This window comes from Microbacterium oxydans (assembly GCF_026559675.1).
In the GTDB taxonomy this organism is placed as follows: Bacteria; Actinomycetota; Actinomycetes; order Actinomycetales; family Microbacteriaceae; genus Microbacterium; species Microbacterium oxydans_D.
Genome location: NZ_CP092891.1, coordinates 2,380,839 through 2,406,152, shown reverse-complemented (window position 1 = coordinate 2,406,152; position 25,314 = coordinate 2,380,839). Strand labels below are relative to the sequence as shown.

Below are 25,314 nucleotides of genomic sequence, written 5' to 3'. Positions count from 1 at the left end.
CGCAATGAGCGTCACCGCCCCTGCAGGATTCGAGGCGGCCGGCGTGGCCGTGGGGCTCAAGTCCACCGGCAAGCCCGATGTCGCCGTCGTCGTCAACCGCGGACCGCGCAAGGTCGGAGCAGCCGTCTTCACGAGCAACCGCGCCAAGGCGAACCCGATCATCTGGTCGCAGCAGGCCGTCGCCGACCGTGTGGTCGAGGCCGTCGTGCTGAATTCCGGTGGAGCGAACTGCTTCACCGGGTCGTTCGGGTTCCAGACCACGCACCAGACGGCCGAGAAGGCGGCCGAGCTCCTCGGCGTCAGCGCCGGTGACGTGCTGATCTGCTCCACGGGCCTCATCGGCACCGGCGACGAGTCCTTCCGCGCTCGGGTGCTCGCCGGAACGGAGCAGGCGATCGCCGAGCTCAGCGCCGACGGCGGGGAGCTCGCCGCACAGGCCATCATGACCACCGACACGGTCGCGAAGACCGCCGTGATCAGCCGCGACGGCTGGACGATCGGCGGCATGGCGAAGGGCGCCGGCATGCTGGCGCCCGGCCTCGCCACGATGCTCGTGGTCATCACGACCGATGCCGTCCTCGAGCCGCTCCAGGCCGACGAGGTGCTGCGCCGGGCGACGGGGAAGACCTTCGACCGGCTCGACTCTGACGGCTGCATGTCGACGAACGACCAGGTCACGCTCCTCGCCAACGGCGCCTCCGAGGTCGTGCCCGACCTCGACGACTTCGCGGCCGCCCTGATGGAGCTCTGCCAAGACCTCGCGGTCAAGCTGCAGGGGGATGCCGAGGGCGCGAGCCACGACATCACGATCGAGGTGCAGCACGCGGTCTCCGAGCAGGATGCCGTCGAGGTGGGCCGGTCCGTGGCCCGCAACAACCTCTTCAAGGCCGCGATCTTCGGCAACGACCCGAACTGGGGCCGCGTGCTCGCCGCGATCGGCACCACGAGCGCGCAGTTCGACCCCTACGACGTGGACGTCTGGATGAACGGCGTCCGCGTGTGCACCGAGGGCGGCCCCGACCGTCCGCGCGAGGAGGTCGACCTGACCCCGCGCGCCACGCACCTCGTGATCGACCTGAAGACGGGTGACGCCACCGCGACCGTCCTCACGAACGATCTCACCCACGACTACGTGCACGAGAACAGCGCCTACGCCTCATGACCGACATCCAGGACACTCCGGCCGAGGTCGCCGCGCAGAAGGCCACCACGCTCATCGAGTCGCTGCCGTGGCTCAAGAAGTTCCGCGACCAGATCGTCGTGATCAAGTACGGCGGCAACGCCATGGTGTCGGAGGAGCTGCAGGACGCCTTCGCGCAGGACATCGCGTACCTCCGCTACGTCGGGGTGCTGCCGGTCGTCGTGCACGGCGGCGGCCCGCAGATCTCGAACATGCTGCAGCGGCTCGAGATCCCCAGCGAGTTCAAGGGCGGATACCGCGTCACGAACACCGAGGCGATCAGCGTCGTGCGCATGGTGCTCACCGGTCAGGTGAACCCGCAGCTCGTCTCCAAGATCAACTCGCACGGTCCGATCGCGACCGGCCTCAGCGGGGAGGACGCCGGGCTCTTCGGCGGCCGCCGCCGCGGCGTCGTGATCGACGGCGAAGAGGTCGATCTCGGTCGCGTCGGCGATGTCGTCGAGGTCGACCCGACCCCGGTGCTCGACCACCTCGCGGCCGGCCGCATCCCCGTGGTCTCGAGCATCGCGCCCGACCTCGACCACCCCGGTCAGTCCCTCAACGTCAACGCGGATGCCGCGGCCGCGGCTCTCGCGGTGGCGCTCAAGGCCCGCAAGCTCGTGATCCTCACGGATGTGCCGGGGCTCTACGCCGACTGGCCGAACCGCGATTCGCTCGTGTCGCACCTGACGTCGGAAGCCCTCATCGAGATGCTGCCGAAGCTCGAGTCGGGGATGATCCCGAAGATGCGCGCGTGCCTCGACGCGGTCGAGGGCGGCGTCGACGCGGCGGCCATCATCGACGGACGGGTGCCGCACTCGGTGCTCGTCGAACTGTTCACCAGCAAGGGAATCGGGACCGAAGTGGTCCTGGGAAAGTCGGAGGTGACGGGATGACCGTCTGGCAGGACGATGCGGCACGCGATCTCGTGCTCAACGCGGGGGAGCGGCTCGCGCTGCTGGTCCGCGGTGAGGGCTCGTACCTGTGGGACGCCGACGGCCGACGCCACCTCGACTTCCTCGCCGGCATCGCCGTCACCTCGCTCGGCCATGCGCACCCGGCCTTCGTCGAAGCCGTGTCGACGCAGGCGGCGACGCTCGCCCATGTGTCGAACTACTTCGCGACCCCGCCGCAGCTCGCGCTCGCCGCACGGCTCAAGCGCCTCGCGGGCGCCGGCCTCGACGGGCGCGTGTTCTTCTCGAACTCGGGCGCCGAGGCCAACGAGGCGGCCTTCAAGCTCGCCCGCCTCCACGGTGGCGCCGAGCGTCCGCGCATCCTCGCGCTGGAGAACGGCTTCCACGGCCGCACGATGGGCTCGCTCGCGCTGACCGCGAAGGCGTCCATGCGTGCACCGTTCGAGCCGATGCCCGCCGGCGTCGAGCACATCCCGGCCACGATCGAGGCCCTGGAAGCGGCGATGGACGACCGCGTCGCGGCCATCATCGTCGAGCCGATCCAGGGCGAGGCCGGTGTCGTCGAGCTGCCGGAGGGCTACCTGGCCGCCGCACGCTCGCTGACCCTGGCGCACGGCGCACTGCTCATCGTGGACGAGATCCAGACCGGCGCCGGTCGGACCGGCGAGTGGTTCGGCTTCAGCCACGAGGGCATCACGCCCGACGCCATCACGCTCGCCAAGGGCATCGGCGGCGGCTTCCCGATCGGCGCCCTGGTCACCTACGGTGCGGCCAGCGCGCTCTTCACCCCCGGTTCGCACGGCTCCACCTTCGGCGGCAACCCGCTCGCGACCGCCGTCGCCGACGCGGTGCTCGCGGAGATCGAGCGTGCCGGGCTGGTCGAGAACGCCGCCCGCCGCGGTGCGGAGCTGCGCGAGCTGCTGCTCGGCATCGGCTCCCCGCTGATCGCCGGTGTGCGCGGTCGCGGTCTGCTCGTCGGCGTCGCGCTGACCGAGCCGGTCGCCGGTGCCGTCGTCGCAGCCGCGCAGGAGCGCGGTCTCATCGTCAATGCCGCCAACCCCGAGACCGTGCGCATCGCGCCGGCGCTCACCATCGGCGACGCCGAGCTCGCGGAGTTCCGCGAGCTGTTCACGGCCGCCCTCGCCGACGTCCAGGCCTCTGTAGCCGGAAAGGTATCCGCATGACCCGCCACCTGCTGCGTGACGACGACCTGACGCCCGCCGAGCAGGCCGAGATCCTCGATCTCGCGCTCGAACTGAAGAAGGATCGCTGGGCCGACAAGAGCCTCGCCGGACCGCAGACGGTCGCCGTCATCTTCGACAAGTCCTCCACGCGCACCCGCGTCTCGTTCGCGGTGGGCATCGCGGACCTCGGTGGCTCTCCGCTGATCATCTCCACCGCGAGCAGCCAGCTCGGCGGCAAGGAGACCCCCTCCGACACCGCCCGGGTGCTCGAGCGGCAGGTCGCGGCCATCGTGTGGCGCACCTACGCGCAGTCCGGGCTCGAGGAGATGGCCGCGGGCACGCGGGTGCCGGTCATCAACGCCCTGTCGGACGACTTCCACCCGTGCCAGCTGCTGGCCGACCTGCTCACGATCCGCGAGCACAAGGGCGACCTGAAGGGGCTCACGCTCACGTTCCTCGGGGACGGGCAGAGCAACATGGCGCACTCCTACGCTCTCGCGGGCGTCACCGCCGGCATGCACGTGCGCATCGCCTCGCCCGAGGACTACGCGCCCCGCGCCGACGTGATCGAGGCCGCCGACCGCCGGGCCGCCGAGACCGGTGGCTCGATCACCCTCTACACCGACCCGGTCGAGGCGGCCGCCGGTTCCGACGTCGTGGTGACCGACACCTGGGTCTCGATGGGCAAGGAGGAGGAGAAGCTCGCGCGCATCCGCGACCTGGGGGGCTACAAGGTCACGCCCGAGACGATGACCCTCGCCGACCCGGAGGCGATCTTCATCCACTGCCTCCCCGCCGACCGCGGCTACGAGGTCGACTCCTCGGTCATCGACGGTCCGCAGAGCGTGGTCTGGGACGAGGCGGAGAACCGGCTGCACGCGCAGAAGGCCCTCCTGGTCTGGCTGCTCGGCAAGAAGGACGCGTGATGGCCGACTCGACGCACGAAGGCACCAACGAGGGCGCGCTCTGGGGCGCACGCTTCGCCACCGGACCCTCGCCCGAGCTGGTGGAGCTCAGCCGCTCCACGCATTTCGACTGGATCCTCGCGCCGTACGACATCGCCGGCTCGCATGCGCACGCGACGGCTCTCGAGGCCGCCGGCTACCTCGAGTCCGACGAGGCGCAGCGGATGCACGAGGGCCTCGACGCCGTGGCGCGCAAGGTCGCCGACGGCACCCTGCGCCCGGTGCCGACCGATGAGGACGTGCACGGTGCGCTCGAACAGGCGCTGATCGCGGAGCTCGGACCGGAGCTGGGCGGACGCCTGCGCGCCGGACGCAGCCGCAACGACCAGATCGCGACCCTCGTCCGCATGTACCTGATCGACCACGCGCGGGTGATCGCCCGCGACATCCTGCGCGTGATCGACGCCCTGGTGGCGCAGGCGGAGGCGCACCCTGACGCGATCCTCCCCGGACGCACGCACCTGCAGCATGCCCAGCCCGTGCTGCTGGCCCATCACCTGCAGGCGCACGGCTGGCCGCTGGTGCGCGAGCTCGAGCGGCTCGTGGACTGGCGCCGCCGCGCGGGCGTATCGCCCTACGGCGGGGGAGCCCTGGCCGGCTCCACGCTCGGCCTCGACCCCGCCCTCGTGGCCACGGAGCTGGGGCTCGACCGTCCGGCGGAGAACTCCCTCGACGGCACCGCCGCCCGCGACGTCGTGGCGGAGTTCGCCTTCATCACGGCCATGACCGGCGTCGACCTCTCGCGCCTGTCCGAGGAGATCATCCTCTGGAACACCCGCGAGTTCGGCTTCGTGACGCTCGACGACGGGTACTCGACCGGGTCGAGCATCATGCCGCAGAAGAAGAACCCCGACATCGCCGAGCTCGCGCGCGGCAAGTCCGGTCGACTCATCGGCAACCTGTCCGGCCTGCTCGCGACGCTCAAGGGCCTCCCGCTCGCGTACAACCGCGATCTGCAGGAGGACAAGGAGCCGGTCTTCGACTCGGTGCAGACCCTCGAGGTCGTGCTCCCGGCCTTCGCCGGCATGATCGCGACCCTGCGTTTCGACACCGAGCGGATGGCGGCCCTCGCGCCGCAGGGCTTCTCGCTCGCGACGGACGTCGCGGAGTGGCTCGTGAAGCGCCGGGTGCCGTTCCGCGACGCCCACGAGATCTCCGGTGCGCTGGTCCGCGCCTGCGAGGAGCAGGGGATCGGACTGGAGGACGCCTCCGACGAACTGCTGCTGTCGGTGTCGGCGCACCTCGTGCCCGAGGTGCGCGAGGTGCTCACGATCGAAGGATCCGTCGCCTCCCGGACCGGCGCGGGCGGTACGGCGCCGGTCCGAGTGGCGGAGCAGCGCGCCGAGCTCGTCGCTCGCGCGCAGGCCGCCGCACACGCCCTCGGCCTCTAGCCGGAGCGCGGTCGGCGGCCGTCCGGGCTCAGTGCAGCTCGGCGTCGGCCGCCGACCGCTCCCAGCGGGTGAACCGCACGGTGAGTCCGGCCCGGGTCGGCGCGGCGAGGAACGGTCCGGCCGAAGCCGCGGCCTCGCCGTCGAACGGCGCGACCCGGACCAGCCGCCAGGGGCCGTCGTCCGCGCGGGCGCGCACGATCACGGAATCCGCCCAGCGGCTCACGCGGACCGTGATCTCGCTCTCGAGCCAGTCGTCGACGTGTCCCACCGACCAGTCCGACGTGCGGGCGGTGACGACGGCGCCGAGCCCGAGGTGATCGTCGGCGTACTCCAGGCCGGTCTTCACCCAGTGCTCGTCGTCGATCCGCACGAACACGCCCGCCTGGTCGAACTGGCCGTCCCACGGGGCGCGGAACGAGACCTCCATGGCCTCGCCCACGGCGAGAGGCGCGAGCAGGGCGTGCTCGGTGTCGTGCACGAAGCCATAGGCGGTGTGGCGCCAGGCGTCGCTGCCCTCGACGGCGGTGACGTCCAGGTGCTCGGCGTCCGCGACAGCGGCCGGAGCGTGCGTCCAGGTTCCTTCGCTCCACGGGATGATGCGCGATTCAGGCATAATTCCATTCCATAACCAAATAAGGCATAAAGCGGTGAATATTCATGATAAGGTTATCGCATGGTCATCGCTGTGATCGCCGACATCGTGGGTTCCCGTGGACTGGGGGATCGCGGGGCCGCGCAGCGCGTGCTGGATGAGACCATCGCCCGGGTCGAACAGGATCTTCCGCTCGCCGCCCAGCCGCTGACCCCCACGGTGGGAGACGAGCAGCAGGGTGTCTACCTCGATCTCGGCGACGCCCTCACCTCGCTGCTCATGATCCAGCTGCGTCTGCCCGACGGCATCGCCTTCCGCTTCGGCCTCGGCGTCGGCGAGGTGCGCGCGGTCGAGTCCGTCCACGGTGAGCTCGCCGACGGGCCGGGGTGGTACGCCGCGCGTGCCGCGATCGAGACCGTCCACTCCCGCGAGCAGCGCGCCGTGCCGCGCACCCGCACCTGGATTGTCGGAGCCCCGGGGCAGGATGAGGTCATGGAGACCACGATCGCGGCGTCGAACGCGTACCTCCTCGCGCGTGACGAGCTGGTGGGCGCGATGAGCGAGCGCGAGCGGCGGCTCACCTACGGTCGGGCCGTCGGCCGGTCCCAGCAGGAGCTCGCCGCGCAGGAGGGGATCTCCCAGCCGAGCGTCTCGAAGTCGCTGCGCAGCGCCGGGGCCGCGGCGCTCATCGAAGGGCTGAGCGCCCTGCGGGGAGCAGCCGCATGATCCTCGCCGGATTCGTCCTCCTCGCGGTCGGCGCCGCCGATCTCGTGCGCCAGTTCGTGCCGCGACGGTGGATCGGCTATCTCGCGGCCGCCGTCGTGCTGCTCCTGCTCGGCAGCGTCAGCGACGCCCTCCTGCCCATGGTCGTCGCACTCGTCGCGGGCGCACTGTGGGTCTGGTGCATGCCGGACGACCGGCCGTCGCCCGCGGGGTTCTGGCCCGCCGTCGTCCTCGCCCTCGTCGTCGCCGGAGCGGTGGTCTGGACGGGCGGTCGTGCGCACGCCGGACTCGTCGGAGCGGTCTGGCAGCTGCGCTCACCTTTCGGCGAGGTCTCCTTCGACCTCGCGATGCTGGTGCTGGGGCTGTCCGCCTTCCTCCTGGAGTCCGCGAACCTCGTGGTGCGCGCGGCCCTCGACGGCGAGCACACCTGGCGCCCCGCGGAGCAGGTCGCCGACGCGCCCGTCGTCGTCGACGCGACGGCCGCCGGCGACACCGCTGCCAGCACCATCACCGACACCGCTGCCACCACCGTCGCTCCGGTCGCACCCGCGGCGGCCGCCGCCGGGGGAGAGCCCACCGCGGTCGCGGCGGCCGCGGACTCGCGTTCGGGCTTCAAGGGCGGACGGCTGATCGGCCCGCTCGAGCGCATCCTCATCCTCATCCTCACGCTCGCGGCGGCGTATCCGATCCTCGCGGCGATGCTCGCGGCGAAGGGCATCGTCCGATTCCCGGAGATCTCGCGCGACGGCGAGACCGGTGCCAGGGCCGAGTACTTCCTCGTCGGCAGCCTCGTGAGCTGGGTGATCGCCCTCGGCGGTGCTTTCCTCGTGTGGTGGGCCGCGCACAGCTGAGCAGCGGTTCAGTCCAACGATCGGTACCAGTCCAGCTTCTCCGTGAGACGTCGCTGCTGGGCGAGGACCTCGGCGAGCTGGATCTCGACCGTCGCCGCGTGCTCCTCGAGGAGCGCTACCCGCTCCGGGATCGTGTCCTCGCGCTGGCAGAGCTGGCCGTAGCGGCGCAGCCTCTCCACCGGCATGCCGGTCTCGCGGAGACACTTGAGGAACTCCAGGAGCCCGAGCTCGGCATCGGTGTATGCGCGATGCCCGCCGGCCGTGCGCGAGACCGCGGGGAGGATGCCCTCGCGCTCGTAGTACCGGAGCGTGTCGATGCTGAATCCGGAGAGGGCCGCGGTCTCCGCCGGGGTGTAGGTCGTCATGGCCCGAGCATAGGACTTGACCTGGAGTGCACTCCAGGTTGCACAGTGAAATCATGACCAACGCGAACAGCTCTGCATCCCCGCTCGTCCTCGGGGCGATGTCCTTCGGAACGCTCGTCGACGAAGAGACCTCCTTCGCCCTGCTCGACCGCTTCGTCGACCGCGGCGGCATCTGGATCGACACCGCGGACTGCTACAGCTTCTGGTCGAGCGAGACGGGGCAGGGAGGGGCCTCCGAGGAAGTGCTCGGACGCTGGCTCGCGGAGCGACCGCATGCACGAGCGCAGGTCCGCATCTCGACCAAGGTCGGTGCCGAGCCCCTCTGGCCCGGGTCGTGGCCCGAGAACCGGGCAGGGCTCTCTCCGCGTGCGATCCGCGCTGCCGTCGAAGGGAGCCTCGAACGCCTGGGCGTCGACAGGATCGACCTTCTCTGGCTGCACCAGGAGGATCGGGCGGTCGCGATCGAGGACACGGTGGATGCCCTTGCGGTGCTCACCGCCGATGCCACGGTGGGCCGCGTCGGCGCGTCGAACCACCCGGCCTGGCGCATCGAGCGAGCCCGTGCGCACGCGAGGTCCATCGGAAGCGTTCCCATCGACGCGTTCCAGTTGAACAGCACGTATCTTCGCACGCGGCCGGGGACGCTTCCTCCCGGGGTCGCGCACCCCTTCGGCGTGCTGAGCGACGAGCAGCGGGACTTCTCCCGGGCGAACGGGATCGAGATCTGGGCGTACACCCCGCTGCTCTCCGGTGCCTACGACAACCCCGCGAAGCCCGTGCCCGAGGTGTACGACCACCCCGGGAGTGCGCGTCGGCTCGCGGCTCTGGACGAGATCGCCGAGGCGCGTGGCCTCGGTCGAGGGCAGATCGTGCTGGCGTGGCTGCTCGCGCGCGGCATCCGTCCCATCCTCGGAGGCAGCAAGATCCATCAGCTGGATGTCGCGATGGATGCTGCGTCGATCTCCCTGTCCGTCGAGGAGATCGCGCTCCTCGACGAGCAGGTCTGAGGCGATTCGGCGGTGCGCGGCGCTGATAGCCTGGAGCGCGTGTCAACTCCCGCTCTGACGACCGCACCCCAGGCGATCGACCCCACGTTCGAGAACGTGTGGGACGAACTCGTGTGGCGTGGTCTGGTCCACGTGTCCACCGACCAGGAGGCGCTGCGCGCCCTGCTCGCGGGAGACCCCATCACGTATTACTGCGGGTTCGACCCGACGGCTCCCAGCCTGCACCTCGGCAACCTGGTGCAGCTGCTGACGCTGCGCCGCATCCAGCTCGCCGGGCACAAGCCGCTCGGCCTCGTCGGTGGATCGACCGGGCTCATCGGCGACCCCCGCCCCACGGCCGAGCGCACGCTGAACACGCGCGAGACCGTCGAGGAGTGGGTCGGTCGCCTGCGCGCCCAGGTGGAGCGGTACCTCAGCTTCGAGGGCGACAACGCCGCGCGCATCGTCAACAACCTGGACTGGACGGCGCCGCTGAGCGCGATCGACTTCCTGCGCGAGGTCGGCAAGTACTTCCGGGTCGGCACGATGCTCAAGAAGGACGCCGTCGCCGCGCGGCTGAACTCCGACGATGGCATCAGCTACACCGAGTTCAGCTACCAGATCCTCCAGGGCATGGACTTCCTCGAGCTGTACCGCCAGTACGACTGCGTCCTGCAGACCGGCGGATCCGATCAGTGGGGCAACCTCACCAGCGGCACCGACCTGATCCGGCGTGCCGAGGGCGGGTCCGCGCATGCGATCGGCACTCCGCTGATCACCAACAGCGACGGCACCAAGTTCGGCAAGAGCGAGGGCAACGCGATCTGGCTCGACGCGGAGATGTGCAGCCCGTACCGGATGTACCAGTTCTGGCTGAGCACGGCGGACACCGACGTGATCGATCGCCTGAAGGTCTTCACGTTCCTCAGCAGGTCCGAGATCGAGGAGTACGCGCAGCTGGTGGAGACGGAGCCGTTCCGTCGAGCCGCCCAGAAGCGCCTCGCGCTCGAGGTGGTCGCGACCGTGCACGGCGTCGACGCCACGGCCGCCGTGATCGCGGCATCCGAGGCCCTGTTCGGGCAGGGCGACCTGAGCGCGCTCGATGCGGACACCCTCCGCACGGCGCTGGACGAACTCCCGAACGCGACGGTCGCGGCTGAGACACCGGTGGTCGAGGCGCTGGTCGCGACCGGTCTGGTGGCGAGCCTGTCGGAGGCACGACGGGCGATCGGGCAGGGCGGTGTCTCGCTCGACGGCGAACGTGTCGAGGATGAGGCTGCCACGGTCCGGGGCACGCTGCCCGGGGGAGTGTCCGTGCTCCGCCGCGGCAAGAAGACCCTCGCCGGCGTCTTCATCGGCTGAGCCCTGACAGATGCCGTTCACGCCGAGCCACGCACTGGTCGCGCTGCCGTTCATCCGCACACCGCTGGTGCCGGCGGCGATCGCGATCGGCGCGATGACGCCGGATCTACCGCTGTTCCTGCGGGGTGTCGGACTGAACTACTCGTTCACCCACACGTTCGGCAACGTGGTGTGGACGGCGCTGCTCGCCTTCGTGCTGTTCCTGGTGTGGCGGGTCGTGCTGCGTCCCGCGGTACCGGAGCTCTCCCCGCGATGGCTGGCTCGTCGGCTGCCGGAGGACTGGCGCGACGGGGGCATCGCCGCCTCGGGTGCCGCGGTCGGTGTGGGGCAGAAGCGCTCGTACCCGTTCCTGCTCGCCGCCTCGCTCGTGATCGGGGTGCTCTCGCACATCCTCTGGGATCTCTTCACGCACGAAGGGCGCTGGGGCGTGCAGCTGTTCCCCGGGCTCGACGAGATGTGGGGTCCGCTGCTCGGATTCAAGTGGCTGCAGCACGGCTCGAGCGTCATCGGCCTCGCCATCATCGGCATCTGGGCGCTGCTGTGGCTGCGTCGGCGCACCCCGCGTCCCGTCGTGGCGCAGTGGCTTCCGCAGAGTGTGCGCGTGGCGTGGTGGGTGTCGCTCCCGGTGATCCTCGTGGGCGCCTGGGTCGGAGGGCTCGTCGTCCTCGGTCCGCTCGACGCGGAGTTCACCGTGCAGCATCTCGCCTATCGGGTGCTGCCTCCCGCGTGTGCGCTCTGGGGTGCGATCACCCTGGTGCTGTGCGTCGTGCTGGCCGTGCGCGGCCGCCGTCACCAGACGGGTTGATCCGATCCCCAGGGGTGGGGCGCATCGAACTCGAAGCCGGCGAGAGCCGGGCGCGAGGTCACGAGTGTCTTCCCCGCGACGCGGAAGCGCGCGAGGTGGGGGTCGAGGTCGAGCACGGTCTCGGCTCCCGGCTCCCGGCGGCGTGGCATCCCGAGCAGTTCTGCCGCGACCCGGCGGAGCGAGGTCCGCACATACCAGGAGCCGCCTTCGCGTGAGCGGCGGTCGAGCAGCGTCGTCACCGCTGCGGCGAGCAGGTAGCCGGCGCTGTGGTCCAGCGCCTGAGCGGGAAGCGCTCCCGGGGTGTCGCCGTCCGACGACTCGACGAGCGCGATCCCGGAAGCCGCCTGCACGAGGCTGTCGAAGCCTGCGCGATCGGGCTGATCGATACCCCAGGCGCTGAGCTGCGCGACGACGAGACCCGGGTATCGATGGGCGAGAGCCTCCGGGTTCAGCCCCAGCCGGTCCAGAGCGGCGGGGCGGTATCCGAGCACGACGGCATCGGCGGCGGCGAGCAGCTCCTGCATCCTCGGTGAGCGTGCGTCGAGCAGTGCCGACCGCTTGCCGTGTCCGGTGTCGAGGTGCTGCCAGTCCGGTTCCGGCAGGTGCGGCGGATCGATGCGCAGGACGTCGGCTCCGAGCAGAGCGAGGGTGCGGGTGCAGACCGGACCCGCGATGACCCGGGTGAGATCCAGCACCCGCATGCCACGGAGGGGAAGGGCCCCGGGCTGCGGGGCGGGCGGGTGCGCGGCCCGGGACCGCGGATCGGTCGTCACGTCCACACGGGTGATCTCGAGCAGGGGATTCTCCCGGAGTGCCCGGTCTGCTGCCGGGTCCTCGGTCGCGACCGGTACGGCGAGCCCGCCGGAGCTCGAGATCGACCGGACGGCTTCATCTGTCGTGCGCTCCGCGAGTGCATCGGCGACCGCGGCGGCGTCGGCGCCTTCCCCGAGCTGCAGCCCTCGGCGCAGACCGGCGGCGTGGTGCGCGTAGTTGCCGTGCGTGCGGAGCCAGCCGTCGCTCGTCCGCCAGAACCCGGAGTACGGCGACCACACCGAGGGGGCGGACCCGTCGATGGTCAGCACCCTGTCGCTCCGGTACGCGGTCGCGATCCGATCGGCGTCCAGGGATGCGGGGGAGCGCCCGGCCGCGAGCATCGCTGCGGCCACGCTCGCCCAGGCGAGCTCACCGGTGGCCAGTCGTGAAGGGAGCGGGATCGGATCCACCGATGTCGCACCGTCGCCCTCTGCGAGCAGCTCCCCGCGGACCCGCGTGAGCAGAGTTTCGCCGGCCCTGCGGCCGTGGACGTCGCCGCCGATCCGCCGTCCTGAGCCATGCGGGGGGAGCGCATGATTCGCAGGTGAGCGCATGGCGCGATCGTACTCCGGGCCGTCCGACGGCCGGAAAACGGGCCTGATCCGGAGGAAACCGCCGAGCACCCGGCGGCGACACGCCCGGGTGGTGTGGCCCGATTTGCCAGAACCCCGAGATCCACGTAACTTATTACTTGTTCGCCCCACAGGGAAGCGGAGGAGCCAAGAGCTTCACCCCCCTCAAGCGGAGAACCACTCCCGATCCACTCTCACTTGAGAGATCAGACGCTTGCGTCTAGGATAGGGAATCCACCTCTTCTGCGGCTGTCATCAGCTGCGCAGCGGATCGAAGATCCGCCCGGCGCGCCGATTTGACAAGCGAGGCGGGGTGGCTAAGATAGAGAAGTTGCCCTTCGGGCCTGGCTGTGATGGCTGGGTCGTGGGAGCATCCGATCCTTGAGAACTCAACAGCGTGCACTTGTCAAATGCCAAATTATCCTCGTCTAGCTTCGGCTAGGTGAGAATTCCTTTGGATCAAAGACCAACCTCCTTTGGGGGTTGGCAACGGATGAAGTCAGCAATGAATTTGTCTCTTTGGTCAGCATCAAACTCGCTGCGTCACCGTTTTCCCGGTGTCGTATGCATTTCTTTTTTACGGAGAGTTTGATCCTGGCTCAGGATGAACGCTGGCGGCGTGCTTAACACATGCAAGTCGAACGGTGAACACGGAGCTTGCTCTGTGGGATCAGTGGCGAACGGGTGAGTAACACGTGAGCAACCTGCCCCTGACTCTGGGATAAGCGCTGGAAACGGCGTCTAATACTGGATATGTGACGTGACCGCATGGTCTGCGTCTGGAAAGAATTTCGGTTGGGGATGGGCTCGCGGCCTATCAGCTTGTTGGTGAGGTAATGGCTCACCAAGGCGTCGACGGGTAGCCGGCCTGAGAGGGTGACCGGCCACACTGGGACTGAGACACGGCCCAGACTCCTACGGGAGGCAGCAGTGGGGAATATTGCACAATGGGCGCAAGCCTGATGCAGCAACGCCGCGTGAGGGACGACGGCCTTCGGGTTGTAAACCTCTTTTAGCAGGGAAGAAGCGAAAGTGACGGTACCTGCAGAAAAAGCGCCGGCTAACTACGTGCCAGCAGCCGCGGTAATACGTAGGGCGCAAGCGTTATCCGGAATTATTGGGCGTAAAGAGCTCGTAGGCGGTTTGTCGCGTCTGCTGTGAAATCCGGAGGCTCAACCTCCGGCCTGCAGTGGGTACGGGCAGACTAGAGTGCGGTAGGGGAGATTGGAATTCCTGGTGTAGCGGTGGAATGCGCAGATATCAGGAGGAACACCGATGGCGAAGGCAGATCTCTGGGCCGTAACTGACGCTGAGGAGCGAAAGGGTGGGGAGCAAACAGGCTTAGATACCCTGGTAGTCCACCCCGTAAACGTTGGGAACTAGTTGTGGGGTCCATTCCACGGATTCCGTGACGCAGCTAACGCATTAAGTTCCCCGCCTGGGGAGTACGGCCGCAAGGCTAAAACTCAAAGGAATTGACGGGGACCCGCACAAGCGGCGGAGCATGCGGATTAATTCGATGCAACGCGAAGAACCTTACCAAGGCTTGACATATACGAGAACGGGCCAGAAATGGTCAACTCTTTGGACACTCGTAAACAGGTGGTGCATGGTTGTCGTCAGCTCGTGTCGTGAGATGTTGGGTTAAGTCCCGCAACGAGCGCAACCCTCGTTCTATGTTGCCAGCACGTAATGGTGGGAACTCATGGGATACTGCCGGGGTCAACTCGGAGGAAGGTGGGGATGACGTCAAATCATCATGCCCCTTATGTCTTGGGCTTCACGCATGCTACAATGGCCGGTACAAAGGGCTGCAATACCGCGAGGTGGAGCGAATCCCAAAAAGCCGGTCCCAGTTCGGATTGAGGTCTGCAACTCGACCTCATGAAGTCGGAGTCGCTAGTAATCGCAGATCAGCAACGCTGCGGTGAATACGTTCCCGGGTCTTGTACACACCGCCCGTCAAGTCATGAAAGTCGGTAACACCTGAAGCCGGTGGCCTAACCCTTGTGGAGGGAGCCGTCGAAGGTGGGATCGGTAATTAGGACTAAGTCGTAACAAGGTAGCCGTACCGGAAGGTGCGGCTGGATCACCTCCTTTCTAAGGAGCATCTGACTCTTCGGAGTCCAGAACCCAGATCGAAGGCATACGTTCTTCGCTGGGAGCTCATGGGTGGAACATTTGACATGGCATCGAGATCTGATCTCGGAACTAGTACGCCGCTTGCGGTTGGAAAGTTCTGGGTGAGGGGGCCGGTGCCTGCACGCTGTTGGGTCCTGAGGGACCGGATGCGGATCCTTTGGGATCTGGTCTGAACCTCTGGACCTCTTTCTGTTTCCCCCGTGTGGGGTTGTGGATGGGGGTACCGCCCGTACTTTGAGAACTACACAGTGGACGCGAGCATCTTGCAACAGCCTTCGGGTTGTTGCACAAGATGATCTTAAAGATCATTAGTCAATTTCAGATTCCATCTTCGGATGGGGTCGAGTTTTTGATTCAAACTCATGTGATTTCAAGTCTTTAAGAGCAAACGGTGGATGCCTTGGCATCTGGAGCCGAAGAAGGACGTAGCAATCTGCGATAAGCCTCGGGGAACTGATAAGCAAGTTTTGATCCGAGGGTGTCCGAATGGGGAAACCCCGCTGGGCGGCGTGCCGACCTAGTGACTCCCGCCTGAATATATAGGGCGGGTAGAGGGAACGTGGGGAAGTGAAACATCTCAGTACCCACAGGAAGAGAAAGCAACCGCGATTCCGTTAGTAGTGGCGAGCGAAACCGGAACAGGCTAAACCTAGCGTGTGTGATAGCCGGCAGGCGTTGCACGTTGGGGGTTGTGGGACTTTTCAGTCATCTCTGCCGAGGTGGCGGCGTTACAAGAAGGTATAGACGAACGGTCTTGAAAGGCCGGTCATAGAGGGTGCCAACCCCGTAGTCGAAATGCCTCTCTTGGCGCGAAGAGTATCCCAAGTAGCACGGGGCCCGTGAAATCCCGTGTGAATCTGTCAGGACCACCTGATAAGCCTAAATACTCCCAGATGACCGATAGCGGACAAGTACCGTGAGGGAAAGGTGAAAAGTACCCCGGGAGGGGAGTGAAATAGTACCTGAAACCGTTTGCTTACAAACCGTTGGAGCCTCCTTAGTAGGGGTGACAGCGTGCCTTTTGAAGAATGAGCCTGCGAGTTAGCGATATGTGGCGAGGTTAACCCGTGTGGGGTAGCCGTAGCGAAAGCGAGTCTGAATAGGGCGATTCAGTCGCATGTCCTAGACCCGAAGCGAAGTGATCTATCCATGGCCAGGTTGAAGCGACGGTAAGACGTCGTGGAGGACCGAACCCACTTAGGTTGAAAACTGAGGGGATGAGCTGTGGATAGGGGTGAAAGGCCAATCAAACTTCGTGATAGCTGGTTCTCTCCGAAATGCATTTAGGTGCAGCGTTGCGTGTTTCTTGCCGGAGGTAGAGCTACTGGATGGCCGATGGGCCCTACAAGGTTACTGACGTCAGCCAAACTCCGAATGCCGGTAAGTGAGAGCGCAGCAGTGAGACTGTGGGGGATAAGCTTCATAGTCGAGAGGGAAACAACCCAGACCACCAACTAAGGTCCCAAAGCGCGTGCTAAGTGGGAAAGGATGTGGAGTTGCCTTGACAACCAGGAGGTTGGCTTAGAAGCAGCCACCCTTGAAAGAGTGCGTAATAGCTCACTGGTCAAGTGATTCCGCGCCGACAATGTAACGGGGCTCAAGCACGCCACCGAAGTTGTGGCATTGACATTATTGGTAGGCCTTCGTGGTCCAGCCGTGTTGATGGGTAGGAGAGCGTCGTGTGGCCAGCGAAGCGGCGGTGTAAACCAGCCGTGGAGGCTACACGAGTGAGAATGCAGGCATGAGTAGCGAATGACGTGTGAGAAACACGTCCTCCGAAAGACCAAGGGTTCCAGGGTCAAGCTAATCTTCCCTGGGTAAGTCGGGACCTAAGGCGAGGCCGACAGGCGTAGTCGATGGACAACGGGTTGATATTCCCGTACCGGCGAAGAACCGCCCAAGCTAATCCAGTAGTGCTAAGTGTCTGAATCCCAGTGACTGATCCCTTCGGGGTGACGCTCTGGGCCTAGCGCACGACCCCATTCTGGTGCGGTTAGCGTATTAACAGGTGTGACGCAGGAAGGTAGCCCAAGCCAGGCGATGGTTGTCCTGGTGCAAGTGCGTAGGCCGAGTCGTAGGCAAATCCGCGATTCATTAAGGCTGAGACACGATGCGGATAAAAAGTGGGTGATCCTATGCTGCCAAGAAAAGCATCGACGCGAGGTTCTAGCCGCCCGTACCCCAAACCGACTCAGGTGGTCAGGTAGAGAATACCAAGGAGATCGAGAGAATCGTGGTTAAGGAACTCGGCAAAATGCCCCCGTAACTTCGGGAGAAGGGGGGCCTTCGGCGTATAGGGATTTACTCCCGAAAGCGTTTGGAGGCCGCAGAGACTAGTGGGTAGCGACTGTTTACTAAAAACACAGGTCCGTGCCAAGTCGCAAGACGATGTATACGGACTGACGCCTGCCCGGTGCTGGAAGGTTAAGAGGACCGGTTAGCCGCAAGGCGAAGCTGAGAATTTAAGCCCCAGTAAACGGCGGTGGTAACTATAACCATCCTAAGGTAGCGAAATTCCTTGTCGGGTAAGTTCCGACCTGCACGAATGGCGTAACGACTTCCCAACTGTCTCAACCGCGAACTCGGCGAAATTGCATTACGAGTAAAGATGCTCGTTACGCGCAGCAGGACGGAAAGACCCCGTGACCTTTACTACAGCTTGGTATTGGTGTTCGGTGTGGCTTGTGTAGGATAGGTGGGAGACTTTGAAGCATGGACGCTAGTTCGTGTGGAGTCATTGTTGAAATACCACTCTGGTCACTCTGGATATCTAACTTCGAACCGTAATCCGGTTCAGGGACAGTGCCTGGTGGGTAGTTTAACTGGGGCGGTTGCCTCCCAAAAAGTAACGGAGGCGCCCAAAGGTTCCCTCAACCTGGTTGGCAATCAGGTGTCGAGTGTAAGTGCACAAGGGAGCTTGACTGTGAGACTGACAGGTCGAGCAGGGACGAAAGTCGGGACTAGTGATCCGGCAGTGGCTTGTGGAAGCGCTGTCGCTCAACGGATAAAAGGTACCTCGGGGATAACAGGCTGATCTTGCCCAAGAGTCCATATCGACGGCATGGTTTGGCACCTCGATGTCGGCTCGTCGCATCCTGGGGCTGGAGTAGGTCCCAAGGGTTGGGCTGTTCGCCCATTAAAGCGGTACGCGAGCTGGGTTTAGAACGTCGTGAGACAGTTCGGTCCCTATCCGCTGCGCGCGTAGGAAATTTGAGAGGATCTGACCCTAGTACGAGAGGACCGGGTTGGACGAACCTCTGGTGTGTCAGTTGTTCCGCCAGGAGCACCGCTGATTAGCTACGTTCGGGATGGATAACCGCTGAAAGCATCTAAGCGGGAAGCCGGCCTCAAGATGAGATTTCCATACCTTCGGGTGAGAGGCTCCCAGCCAGACTACTGGGTTGATAGGCCAGATGTGGAAGTGCAGTAATGCATGCAGCTGACTGGTACTAATAAGCCGATGACTTGATAACACACCGTTTGTTGGTGCTACGCGTCCACTGAGTGGTTCTCGATGTACGGTCGAGAACCGCATAACAACAATGACTTTGTTATGTGTTTGATTGAAACATCAATAGTGTTTCGGCGGCCATAGCGTGAGGGAAACGCCCGGTTACATTCCGAACCCGGAAGCTAAGCCTCACAGCGCCGATGGTACTGCAGGGGGGACCCTGTGGGAGAGTAGGACACCGCCGGACTCCTTTTAGACAAAATGGCCACCCATCGTTGGGTGGCCATTTTGCGTTTACACGAAAAGAACAGGGAGCATCATCATGCCGGAAGAGGAACAGCGCCGTCCGCGTCGCAACGACGACAATGGATCGCGCGCGAATCGCCCTTCCGGCGGACGCCCCGATCGCAGCCGTGACGGCTCCGCACCGCGCCGCGAAGGCGGTGGTGGCTACAACCGTGATGGTGGTGCTCCGCGTCGCGAGGGTGGTGGCTACAACCGTGATGGCGGTGCCCCGCGCCGCGAGGGCGGCTACAACCGTGATGGCGGTGCGCCGCGCCGTGAGGGTGGTGGCTACAACCGTGATGGTGGTGCGCCTCGCCGTGAAGGTGGCTACAACCGTGATGGTGCCGCGCCCCGTCGCGAGGGTGATGGTTACAACCGTGATGGTGCTGCGCCCCGTCGCGAGGGTGGTGGTTACAACCGTGATGGTGGTGCGCCGCGCCGTGAAGGTGGTTACAACCGTGATGGTGCCGCGCCCCGTCGCGAGGGTGGTGGTTACAACCGTGATGGTGCTGCGCCCCGTCGCGAGGGTGGTTACAACCGTGACGGTGCTGCCCCGCGCCGTGAAGGTGGTTACAACCGTGACGGTGCTGCCCCGCGCCGCGAGGGCGGTTACAACCGTGATGGTGCTGCTCCCCGTCGCGAGGGCGGCTACAACCGTGATGGTGCTGCTCCTCGTCGCGAGGGTGGCGGTTACAACCGTGATGGTGCTGCGCCCCGTCGCGAGGGTGGTGGCTACAACCGCGATGGTGCAGCTCCTCGTCGCGAGGGTGGCGGTTACAACCGTGACGGTGCTGCGCCCCGCCGCGAGGGCGGTTACAACCGTGACGGTGCAGCTCCCCGTCGCGAGCGCGGTTACAACCGCGATGGTGCCGCTCCCCGTCGCGAGGGCGGCTACAACCGTGACGGTGGTGCCCCGCGTCGGGAGGGTGGCGGCTTCAACCGTGACTCCGGTCCGCGCCGGGAGGGTGGCGACCGCGACCGTTCGCGTTCCTTCCCGCAGCGTGGGGGAGCGGGCCGCGAGCGTCCGGCCCAGGCCGCGAATGAGCGGCCGCGGTTCGACGAGCCGCAGATTCCCGATGACGTCACCGCGCGCGACCTCAACGGCGCTGCGCGCAATGAGCTCAAGACGCTGAGCAAGGAGAACGCCGAGCACGTGGCGCGCCACCTGGCCATGGCTTCGCGCCTCATCGACGACGATCCGGCGCTCGCCCACGAGCACGCGCTGGCAGCTTCCCGCCGTGCCGGCCGCATCGCGATCGTTCGCGAGACGCTCGGCATCACTGCTTACGCCAACGAGGACTTCGCCCTTGCGCTGCGCGAGCTCCGCACCTACCGGCGGATCTCCGGCAAGGACGATCAGATCGCGTTGATGGTCGACAGCGAGCGTGGCATCGGTCGTTCCGATCGCGCCCTCGAGACCGGTCGCGCCGTCGACCGTTCGGCGCTCGAGACGCCCGTCCGTGTCGCACTGGCCATCGCGATGTCGGGAGCTCGTCTCGACCAGGGCGACCTCGAGCTCGCGCTCGGTGAGCTCGAGATCCCTGAGCTCGACCCGGATCGTGCCTTCGAGTGGAGTCCCGCGCTGTTCGCCGCGCGGGCGGCCGTGCTGGAAGACCTCGGACGAACAGACGAGGCCGAGTTCTGGTCTCACCGCGCGGAGGTCGCAGCCGAGGCTCTGGGCGTCGACGAAGCCGGCGACGAGGAGATCTTCATCGAGGACACCCTGATCGAGGGCGAGTTCCCCGACGACGAGATCACCGAGCAGCCCGACGCTGAGCAGCCCGACGCTGACGCTGAGCAGCCCGACGCTGACGCTGAGCAGCTTGACGCTGACGCTGAGCAGCTTGACGCTGACGCTGTGCAGGCAGATGAGCCTGCGGCGGATGAGCCTGCGGCGGATGAGCCTGCGGCGGATGAGCCTGCAGCGGATGAGCCTGCGGCGGAAGAGCCGACGGTCGAGGACGAGGTGCGCGAGCTCCTCGGCGAGGACGAGTCGGAAGACGAGTCCGCGTCCGCGGCGGGCACCGCTGATTCCACGACCGGCACCGACGAGGACCCGGAGGCGTAGTGGCGCTGTTCTCCCGGAAGCGCGCCCCGCGTACACCGCTCGATGGCGTGGACACGATCCTCGCCGACCTCGACGGCGTCGTGTACGCGGGCCCCGGCGCCCTGCCCTTCGCCGTCGACAGCCTCAACGAGGCCGCGAAGTCGGCGCGACTCGGCTACATCACGAACAACGCGGCGCGGACGGATGCCTCGGTCGCGGCGCACCTGAGCAGCCTCGGCCTCCGGGTCGAGCCGTCCGATGTGGTCACGAGTCCGCAGGCGGCGATGCGCCTGATGGCGCAGATCGTGCCGGCGCCCGCGACGATCCTCGTGATCGGCGGCGACGGACTGGTCGATGAGGTGCAGAAGGCCGGATACACGGTGACGCGCAGCGCGGAGGACTCCCCGAGCGCCGTCGTCCAGGGGTTCGCTCCGGAAGTGGCCTGGACCGACCTCGCCGAGGCGGCCTTCGCCCTCAAACTTCCGGAGGACGAGGGCGGCATCCCCTGGATCGCCACCAACACGGACTGGACGATTCCGCGCGAGCGCGGCGTCGCACCGGGTAACGGCACCCTGGTCTCGGCCGTCCACACCGCCATCGGCCGCCTGGCCACCGTCGCCGGGAAGCCGGAGGCGCCGATCTTCGAGGAAGCGCTCGCCCGGTTCGGGGCGGAGAAGGCGCTCTTCATCGGCGACCGCCTCGACACCGACATCATGGGCGCGAGCCGCGTCGGCATCGACTCGGTCCTCGTCCTCACGGGCATCGATCGACCGAAGCACGTCCTGGCGGCGCCGGAGGGCTCGCGGCCGACCTACATCCTCAGCGATCTGCGCGAACTGCACGAGCCGTACCCGGAGGCGAAGGAGCGCGACGGCGTCTTCGACGTCAACGGCGCGGCCGTGCGCGTGACCGGTGCGGATGTGGAGATCGTGGCGGAGTCCGGTTCGCAGATCGACCTGCTTCGGGCCGGCGCGGCCGCGATCTGGGCCTCGGGCACTCCGGTGTTCGTGCTGCGCGTTCCCGAGCGGCTCTACGACGACCCGTTCCACCGCCCCTAGGCGACCTCGCGTGGCTCCGGCACGTGTCGGAGCGGCCGCGTACAGTGGAACCGTGAGCGAAGAGACGACGAGCGCGCCGACCGACGGCCTGTGGAGCCGCCTGCGCCTGATCGAGGGACAGCCCCTCCCGGCCCGGGCCGACGCCTACGCGGCCCTGCACGACGAGCTCTCCCGACGCCTCGAGAGCGGTGCGAAGCTCGACCAGCGGGAGACCTCGGGATCCCGATGACGCGACTCGACGCTGCCCTCGCCGCCCGAGGACTCGCCCGCTCGCGCAGCCACGCGGCCACCCTCATCTCCGACGGTCTCGTGAGCGTCGACGGCCGTCCGGTGGTCAAGGTCTCCACCGCGGTCGACGACTCCGCCGAGATCACCATCGCGGGCGCCGATCACTACGTCGGCCGCGCCGCACACAAGCTCATCGCGGGCCTCGACGGCTTCGGCCTCGAGGTGCACGACCGGCTCGCTCTCGACATGGGCGCATCCACCGGCGGTTTCACGCAGGTGCTGCGGGAGCGCGGTGCCCGCAAGGTGCTCGCGGTCGACGTCGGACACGGGCAGCTGGCACCGTCGATCGCCGCGGACGCCGGCGTCGTCGCGGTCGAGGGCTACAACGTCCGCCACATGACGCCGGAGAATCTGGCGGAGGCGACCGGCGAGAGCACCGCCCCCGACCTCGTGGTGGGCGACCTCTCGTTCATCTCCCTCGAACTCGTGCTGCCGGCCGTGGCCGGCGTCGCGGCTCCGGGCTCCGATGTGCTCCTCCTCGTGAAGCCGCAGTTCGAGGTGGGACGCACGGCGGTGCGCGGGGGACTGGTCACCGACCCGGCCACCCGTGCCGACGCCGTCGCGCGCACCGTGTGGAGCGCGTGGGACACGGGACTCGGGATGCTCGGCATCCTTCCCTCCCCGATCCTGGGCACGCACGGCAATGCCGAGTATCTGGTGCATCTCGCGCCGGGCCGCGGCAGCAATCCGACAGAATGGTTGGACAGCATCAACCGACTGGCAGGAGGACGATGAACGAGCGCAGCATCCTGGTCGTCGCCCACGCCGGCCGAGTCGACACCGTCGACGCCGCCCGTCGTGTGATCACGGCCCTGCGAGAAGCCGGAGCACGACCGGTCCTGGCCGACGACGACCACGCCGCCCTCACCGCGGTGGACGACTTCTTCGCCGACGCCGACGTCCTCGGCACCTCGGTCGATCCCGCCGATCTGGAGCTGGCGATCGTGCTGGGAGGAGACGGGACGATCCTGCGCGCCGCGGAACTCGTGCGCGACAGCGGGGCGCCCGTGCTCGGCATCAACATGGGCCACGTCGGCTTCCTCGCCGAGATCGACCGTGACGACATGGACAGAGCGGTGCGCCGCGTGATCGACCGCGACTACGAGGTCGAGGAGCGCCTCGCCCTGTCGGTGCGGGTGAAGGACGCTGCCGGCGCCGTCGTCTACGAGACCTGGGCGCTCAACGAGGCCACGGTCGAGAAGGCCAGCCGGGAGCGGATGATCGAGGTCGTGCTCGAGATCGACGGCCGCCCGCTGTCGAGCTTCGGCTGCGACGGCATGGTCGTCTCCACACCGACCGGTTCGACCGCCTACAACTTCTCCGCCGGAGGGCCGGTCATCTGGCCCACTGTCGAGGCGATCGCGGTGGTGCCGCTGTCGGCCCACGCCCTGTTCGCCAAGCCGCTCGTGGTCAGCCCCGATGCCGCGGTCGCGATCGAGATGCTCGAGCGCACCGACGGCTCCGGGATCCTCTGGTGCGACGGCCGCCGCTCGCACGATCTGCCGCCCGGCGCTCGCGTCGTGGTGCGTCGGTCGTCGCGCCCCGTCCGACTCGCACGACTGCACCCGACGGCCTTCACCGACCGCCTCGTGCGCAAGTTCCAGCTGCCCGTCGAAGGATGGCGCGGTCAGGATCAGGGGACGCCGTCGTGATCGAGGAGATGCGGATGCAGGGGCTCGGCGTCATCGCCGATGCCGTGCTGCCCCTCGGTCCCGGATTCACGGCGATCACCGGTGAGACCGGTGCCGGCAAGACGATGGTGGTCACGGGCCTCGGGCTGCTGCTCGGCCAGCGCGCCGACTCGGGCGCCGTGCGCGCCGGCGCCGCGCAGGCTTCCGTGGCCGGCGTGTGGATCGTCCCCGAGCGCGGAGACGTGGCCGAGATCGTCGCGGACGCCGGTGGAGAGCTGGAGCCCGCGGGATCCGGGACCGCCGAGCTCTACGTGTCGCGCACGCTGAGTGCGGAAGGCCGCAGCCGCGCGAGTGTCGGCGGACGAGCCGCACCGGCCGGCGTGCTCTCCTCGCTCGCGGAAGAACTCGTCGTCGTGCACGGTCAGTCCGAGCAGTTGCGCCTGCGCTCCGCGGCCGCCCAGCGGGACGCCCTGGACCGCTTCGGCGGAGCCCCGATCGCGGAGGCGCTCGAGCTGTACGCCGGCTCCTTCACGCGCTGGCGCACCATCGACACCGAGATCACCGAGATCACCGAGAACCGTGACCGCCGCGCCGAGGAGGCATCGCGCCTCCGGGAGGCGCTCGCGCTGATCGAGGCGACGGCACCGGAACCGGGGGAGGACCAGGAGCTCACCGAGCGCGCCGAACGCCTCGCGAACTCCGAGGAGCTGCGCCTCGCCGCCTCCCTCGCCCACGGAGCACTGTCGAGCGAGGAGGGCGAGCCGGACGCCTCGGCGCTGGTCGCGGAGGCGCGTCGTGTGCTCGAGCGGGCGTCCGACGCCAAGCTGACCGAGATCGGCGAGAGCCTCGCCGACATCGGCTACCGCATCGCCGACACTGCGGGACTCCTCTCGGCCTACCTCGCCGACCTCGACGAGTCCGGGCCCCATGAGCTCGCCGCTGTGGAGGAGCGCCGCGCCGCGCTCGGCACCCTCGTCCGCGCGCACGGCTCCCTCGACGAGGCCCTCGCGCTCTGGCAGACCGGATCGGCGCGCCTGGCGGAGCTCGACGACGACGGAGAGCGCATCGAGAGGCTCCTCGCCGAACGCGACGCGGCCCGTGCGGAGCTGGACGCGCACGCGACCGCACTGACGGCCGCCCGCACCGACGCCGCCGCTCGCCTCGGTGAGGCGGTGACCGAGGAGCTCCACGCACTCGCGATGCCCGATGCGCGCCTCGAGGTCGCGGTCTCCGAGGGCGCCGAGAGCGCGCACGGTCGCGATGACGTCGCGATCCTCCTCGCCCCGCATCCGGGCGCCGAACCCCGCTCGGTCTCGAAGGGCGCCTCCGGGGGAGAGCTGTCCCGCGTGATGCTGGCGATCGAGGTCGTCATCGCCGGGACAGACCCGGTCCCCACGTTCGTCTTCGACGAGGTCGATGCCGGCATCGGCGGCGCCGCGGCGATCGAGGTGGGTCGGCGACTCGCCCGACTCGCCGAGAAGTCGCAGGTGATCGCGGTGACCCATCTCGCGCAGGTCGCGGCCTTCGCGAACAACCACCTCTCGGTCGTGAAAGCCAATGATGGCGCGGTCACGGCCTCCAGCGTCCGCCGTCTGGAAGGTGCGGAGAGGGAGGCCGAGATGGCCCGTCTACTCTCCGGACTCGCCGATTCCGACGCCGCTCTGACGCACGCCCGCGAACTTCTCAGCCTCCGCGTCCCCGCCGCCTGA

Annotated in this window: 19 protein-coding genes and 3 rRNA genes; 19 read left to right on the top strand and 3 right to left on the bottom strand. The window is 67.3% G+C overall.

Features of this window, described 5'->3' with window-relative positions; translation table 11 throughout:
* The first annotated feature begins 4 nt into the window (after positions 1–4).
* From argJ to argH, 5 genes are read left to right on the top strand one after another with little or no spacing between them, the layout of a single operon-like run.
* Positions 5–1,162 (top strand): bifunctional glutamate N-acetyltransferase/amino-acid acetyltransferase ArgJ, encoded by a 1,158-nt coding sequence (argJ, locus tag MME74_RS11570; protein ID WP_267415169.1) that lies wholly within the window; start codon positions 5–7, stop codon positions 1,160–1,162.
* Complete coding sequence (gene argB / locus MME74_RS11565) at positions 1,159–2,076, top strand: acetylglutamate kinase (protein WP_267415168.1); 918 nt, start codon at positions 1,159–1,161, stop codon at positions 2,074–2,076. Before argJ ends, argB begins: the two co-directional genes overlap by 4 nt.
* Positions 2,073–3,278 (top strand): acetylornithine transaminase, encoded by a 1,206-nt coding sequence (locus MME74_RS11560; protein WP_267415167.1) that lies wholly within the window; start codon positions 2,073–2,075, stop codon positions 3,276–3,278. Before argB ends, MME74_RS11560 begins: the two co-directional genes overlap by 4 nt.
* Positions 3,275–4,204, top strand: coding sequence for an ornithine carbamoyltransferase (gene argF, locus MME74_RS11555; RefSeq protein WP_267415165.1), 930 nt, complete (start codon positions 3,275–3,277; stop codon positions 4,202–4,204). The genes MME74_RS11560 and argF overlap by 4 nt, the downstream gene beginning before the upstream one ends.
* The gene (gene argH, locus MME74_RS11550) at positions 4,204–5,634 is read left to right on the top strand and encodes an argininosuccinate lyase (RefSeq protein WP_267415164.1); all 1,431 of its coding nucleotides are present in this window, start codon (positions 4,204–4,206) and stop codon (positions 5,632–5,634) included. Before argF ends, argH begins: the two co-directional genes overlap by 1 nt.
* Positions 5,635–5,662: 28 nt before the next feature.
* On the opposite strand, the gene MME74_RS11545 is transcribed toward argH, so the two are convergent.
* Entirely contained in the window at positions 5,663–6,247 is a 585-nt protein-coding gene (locus MME74_RS11545) for a DUF1349 domain-containing protein (protein WP_267415163.1), read from the bottom strand.
* 60 nt (positions 6,248–6,307) lie between these two features.
* On the opposite strand from MME74_RS11545, the gene MME74_RS11540 reads away from it, so the two are divergent.
* The gene (locus MME74_RS11540; RefSeq protein WP_267415162.1) at positions 6,308–6,952 is read left to right on the top strand and encodes a SatD family protein; all 645 of its coding nucleotides are present in this window, start codon (positions 6,308–6,310) and stop codon (positions 6,950–6,952) included.
* Positions 6,949–7,800 (top strand): hypothetical protein, encoded by an 852-nt coding sequence (locus tag MME74_RS11535; protein WP_267415161.1) that lies wholly within the window; start codon positions 6,949–6,951, stop codon positions 7,798–7,800. Before MME74_RS11540 ends, MME74_RS11535 begins: the two co-directional genes overlap by 4 nt.
* Positions 7,801–7,808: 8 nt before the next feature.
* Here MME74_RS11535 and MME74_RS11530 read toward each other — a convergent pair whose 3' ends face one another.
* Positions 7,809–8,165 (bottom strand): MerR family transcriptional regulator, encoded by a 357-nt coding sequence (locus MME74_RS11530; RefSeq protein ID WP_267415159.1) that lies wholly within the window; start codon positions 8,163–8,165, stop codon positions 7,809–7,811.
* Between the two features lie 53 nt (positions 8,166–8,218).
* Here MME74_RS11530 and MME74_RS11525 point away from each other — a divergent pair, with 53 nt between their 5' ends.
* From MME74_RS11525 to MME74_RS11515, 3 genes are read left to right on the top strand one after another with little or no spacing between them, the layout of a single operon-like run.
* Entirely contained in the window at positions 8,219–9,172 is a 954-nt protein-coding gene (locus tag MME74_RS11525; RefSeq protein ID WP_267415158.1) for an aldo/keto reductase, read from the top strand.
* A gap of 39 nt (positions 9,173–9,211) precedes the next feature.
* On the top strand, positions 9,212–10,513 hold the full coding sequence (gene tyrS / locus MME74_RS11520; protein ID WP_267415157.1) for a tyrosine--tRNA ligase: 1,302 nt from the start codon (positions 9,212–9,214) through the stop codon (positions 10,511–10,513).
* Between the two features lie 10 nt (positions 10,514–10,523).
* The gene (locus tag MME74_RS11515; protein WP_267415156.1) at positions 10,524–11,318 is read left to right on the top strand and encodes a DUF4184 family protein; all 795 of its coding nucleotides are present in this window, start codon (positions 10,524–10,526) and stop codon (positions 11,316–11,318) included.
* On the opposite strand, the gene MME74_RS11510 is transcribed toward MME74_RS11515, so the two are convergent.
* A complete protein-coding gene (locus tag MME74_RS11510; protein WP_267415155.1) occupies positions 11,303–12,541 on the bottom strand; it encodes a CoA transferase in 1,239 nt (412 codons plus the stop codon). The two genes, MME74_RS11515 and MME74_RS11510, sit on opposite strands and share 16 nt — an antisense overlap.
* Before the next feature lie 738 nt (positions 12,542–13,279).
* Between MME74_RS11510 and MME74_RS11505 the strand changes: the two genes are divergently transcribed.
* The 9 genes from MME74_RS11505 (at position 13,280) to recN (ending at position 25,314) form a co-directional block, all read left to right on the top strand.
* Positions 13,280–14,803 (top strand): 16S ribosomal RNA (locus MME74_RS11505).
* Positions 14,804–15,213: 410 nt separating this feature from the next.
* Positions 15,214–18,318, top strand: a 23S ribosomal RNA gene (locus tag MME74_RS11500).
* A 108-nt stretch (positions 18,319–18,426) separates the two neighbouring features.
* A 5S ribosomal RNA gene (gene rrf / locus MME74_RS11495) occupies positions 18,427–18,543 on the top strand.
* The 16S, 23S and 5S rRNA genes sit together here, the layout of an rRNA operon.
* Positions 18,544–18,618: 75 nt before the next feature.
* Positions 18,619–20,649 (top strand): primosomal protein, encoded by a 2,031-nt coding sequence (locus MME74_RS11490; RefSeq protein ID WP_267415154.1) that lies wholly within the window; start codon positions 18,619–18,621, stop codon positions 20,647–20,649.
* A complete protein-coding gene (locus tag MME74_RS11485) occupies positions 20,649–21,686 on the top strand; it encodes an HAD-IIA family hydrolase (RefSeq protein WP_267415153.1) in 1,038 nt (345 codons plus the stop codon). Before MME74_RS11490 ends, MME74_RS11485 begins: the two co-directional genes overlap by 1 nt.
* A gap of 52 nt (positions 21,687–21,738) precedes the next feature.
* A complete protein-coding gene (locus tag MME74_RS11480) occupies positions 21,739–21,915 on the top strand; it encodes a hypothetical protein (protein ID WP_267415152.1) in 177 nt (58 codons plus the stop codon).
* Positions 21,912–22,709, top strand: coding sequence for a TlyA family RNA methyltransferase (locus MME74_RS11475; protein WP_267415150.1), 798 nt, complete (start codon positions 21,912–21,914; stop codon positions 22,707–22,709). The genes MME74_RS11480 and MME74_RS11475 overlap by 4 nt, the downstream gene beginning before the upstream one ends.
* Entirely contained in the window at positions 22,706–23,626 is a 921-nt protein-coding gene (locus MME74_RS11470) for an NAD kinase (protein WP_267415149.1), read from the top strand. Before MME74_RS11475 ends, MME74_RS11470 begins: the two co-directional genes overlap by 4 nt.
* The gene (gene recN, locus MME74_RS11465; RefSeq protein ID WP_267415147.1) at positions 23,623–25,314 is read left to right on the top strand and encodes a DNA repair protein RecN; all 1,692 of its coding nucleotides are present in this window, start codon (positions 23,623–23,625) and stop codon (positions 25,312–25,314) included. The genes MME74_RS11470 and recN overlap by 4 nt, the downstream gene beginning before the upstream one ends.

What these genes read in the sequence shown, in the direction of transcription:
- argJ (WP_267415169.1), top strand. Translation starts at nt 5, where the DNA reads ATGAGCGTCACCGCCCCTGCAGGATTCGAGGCGGCCGGCGTGGCCGTG.
- argB (WP_267415168.1), top strand. Translation starts at nt 1,159, where the DNA reads ATGACCGACATCCAGGACACTCCGGCCGAGGTCGCCGCGCAGAAGGCC.
- MME74_RS11560 (WP_267415167.1), top strand. Translation starts at nt 2,073, where the DNA reads ATGACCGTCTGGCAGGACGATGCGGCACGCGATCTCGTGCTCAACGCG.
- argF (WP_267415165.1), top strand. Translation starts at nt 3,275, where the DNA reads ATGACCCGCCACCTGCTGCGTGACGACGACCTGACGCCCGCCGAGCAG.
- argH (WP_267415164.1), top strand. Translation starts at nt 4,204, where the DNA reads ATGGCCGACTCGACGCACGAAGGCACCAACGAGGGCGCGCTCTGGGGC.
- MME74_RS11545 (WP_267415163.1), bottom strand. Translation starts at nt 6,247, where the DNA reads ATGCCTGAATCGCGCATCATCCCGTGGAGCGAAGGAACCTGGACGCAC.
- MME74_RS11540 (WP_267415162.1), top strand. Translation starts at nt 6,308, where the DNA reads ATGGTCATCGCTGTGATCGCCGACATCGTGGGTTCCCGTGGACTGGGG.
- MME74_RS11535 (WP_267415161.1), top strand. Translation starts at nt 6,949, where the DNA reads ATGATCCTCGCCGGATTCGTCCTCCTCGCGGTCGGCGCCGCCGATCTC.
- MME74_RS11530 (WP_267415159.1), bottom strand. Translation starts at nt 8,165, where the DNA reads ATGACGACCTACACCCCGGCGGAGACCGCGGCCCTCTCCGGATTCAGC.
- MME74_RS11525 (WP_267415158.1), top strand. Translation starts at nt 8,219, where the DNA reads ATGACCAACGCGAACAGCTCTGCATCCCCGCTCGTCCTCGGGGCGATG.
- MME74_RS11515 (WP_267415156.1), top strand. Translation starts at nt 10,524, where the DNA reads ATGCCGTTCACGCCGAGCCACGCACTGGTCGCGCTGCCGTTCATCCGC.
- MME74_RS11490 (WP_267415154.1), top strand. Translation starts at nt 18,619, where the DNA reads ATGCCGGAAGAGGAACAGCGCCGTCCGCGTCGCAACGACGACAATGGA.
- MME74_RS11475 (WP_267415150.1), top strand. Translation starts at nt 21,912, where the DNA reads ATGACGCGACTCGACGCTGCCCTCGCCGCCCGAGGACTCGCCCGCTCG.
- MME74_RS11470 (WP_267415149.1), top strand. Translation starts at nt 22,706, where the DNA reads ATGAACGAGCGCAGCATCCTGGTCGTCGCCCACGCCGGCCGAGTCGAC.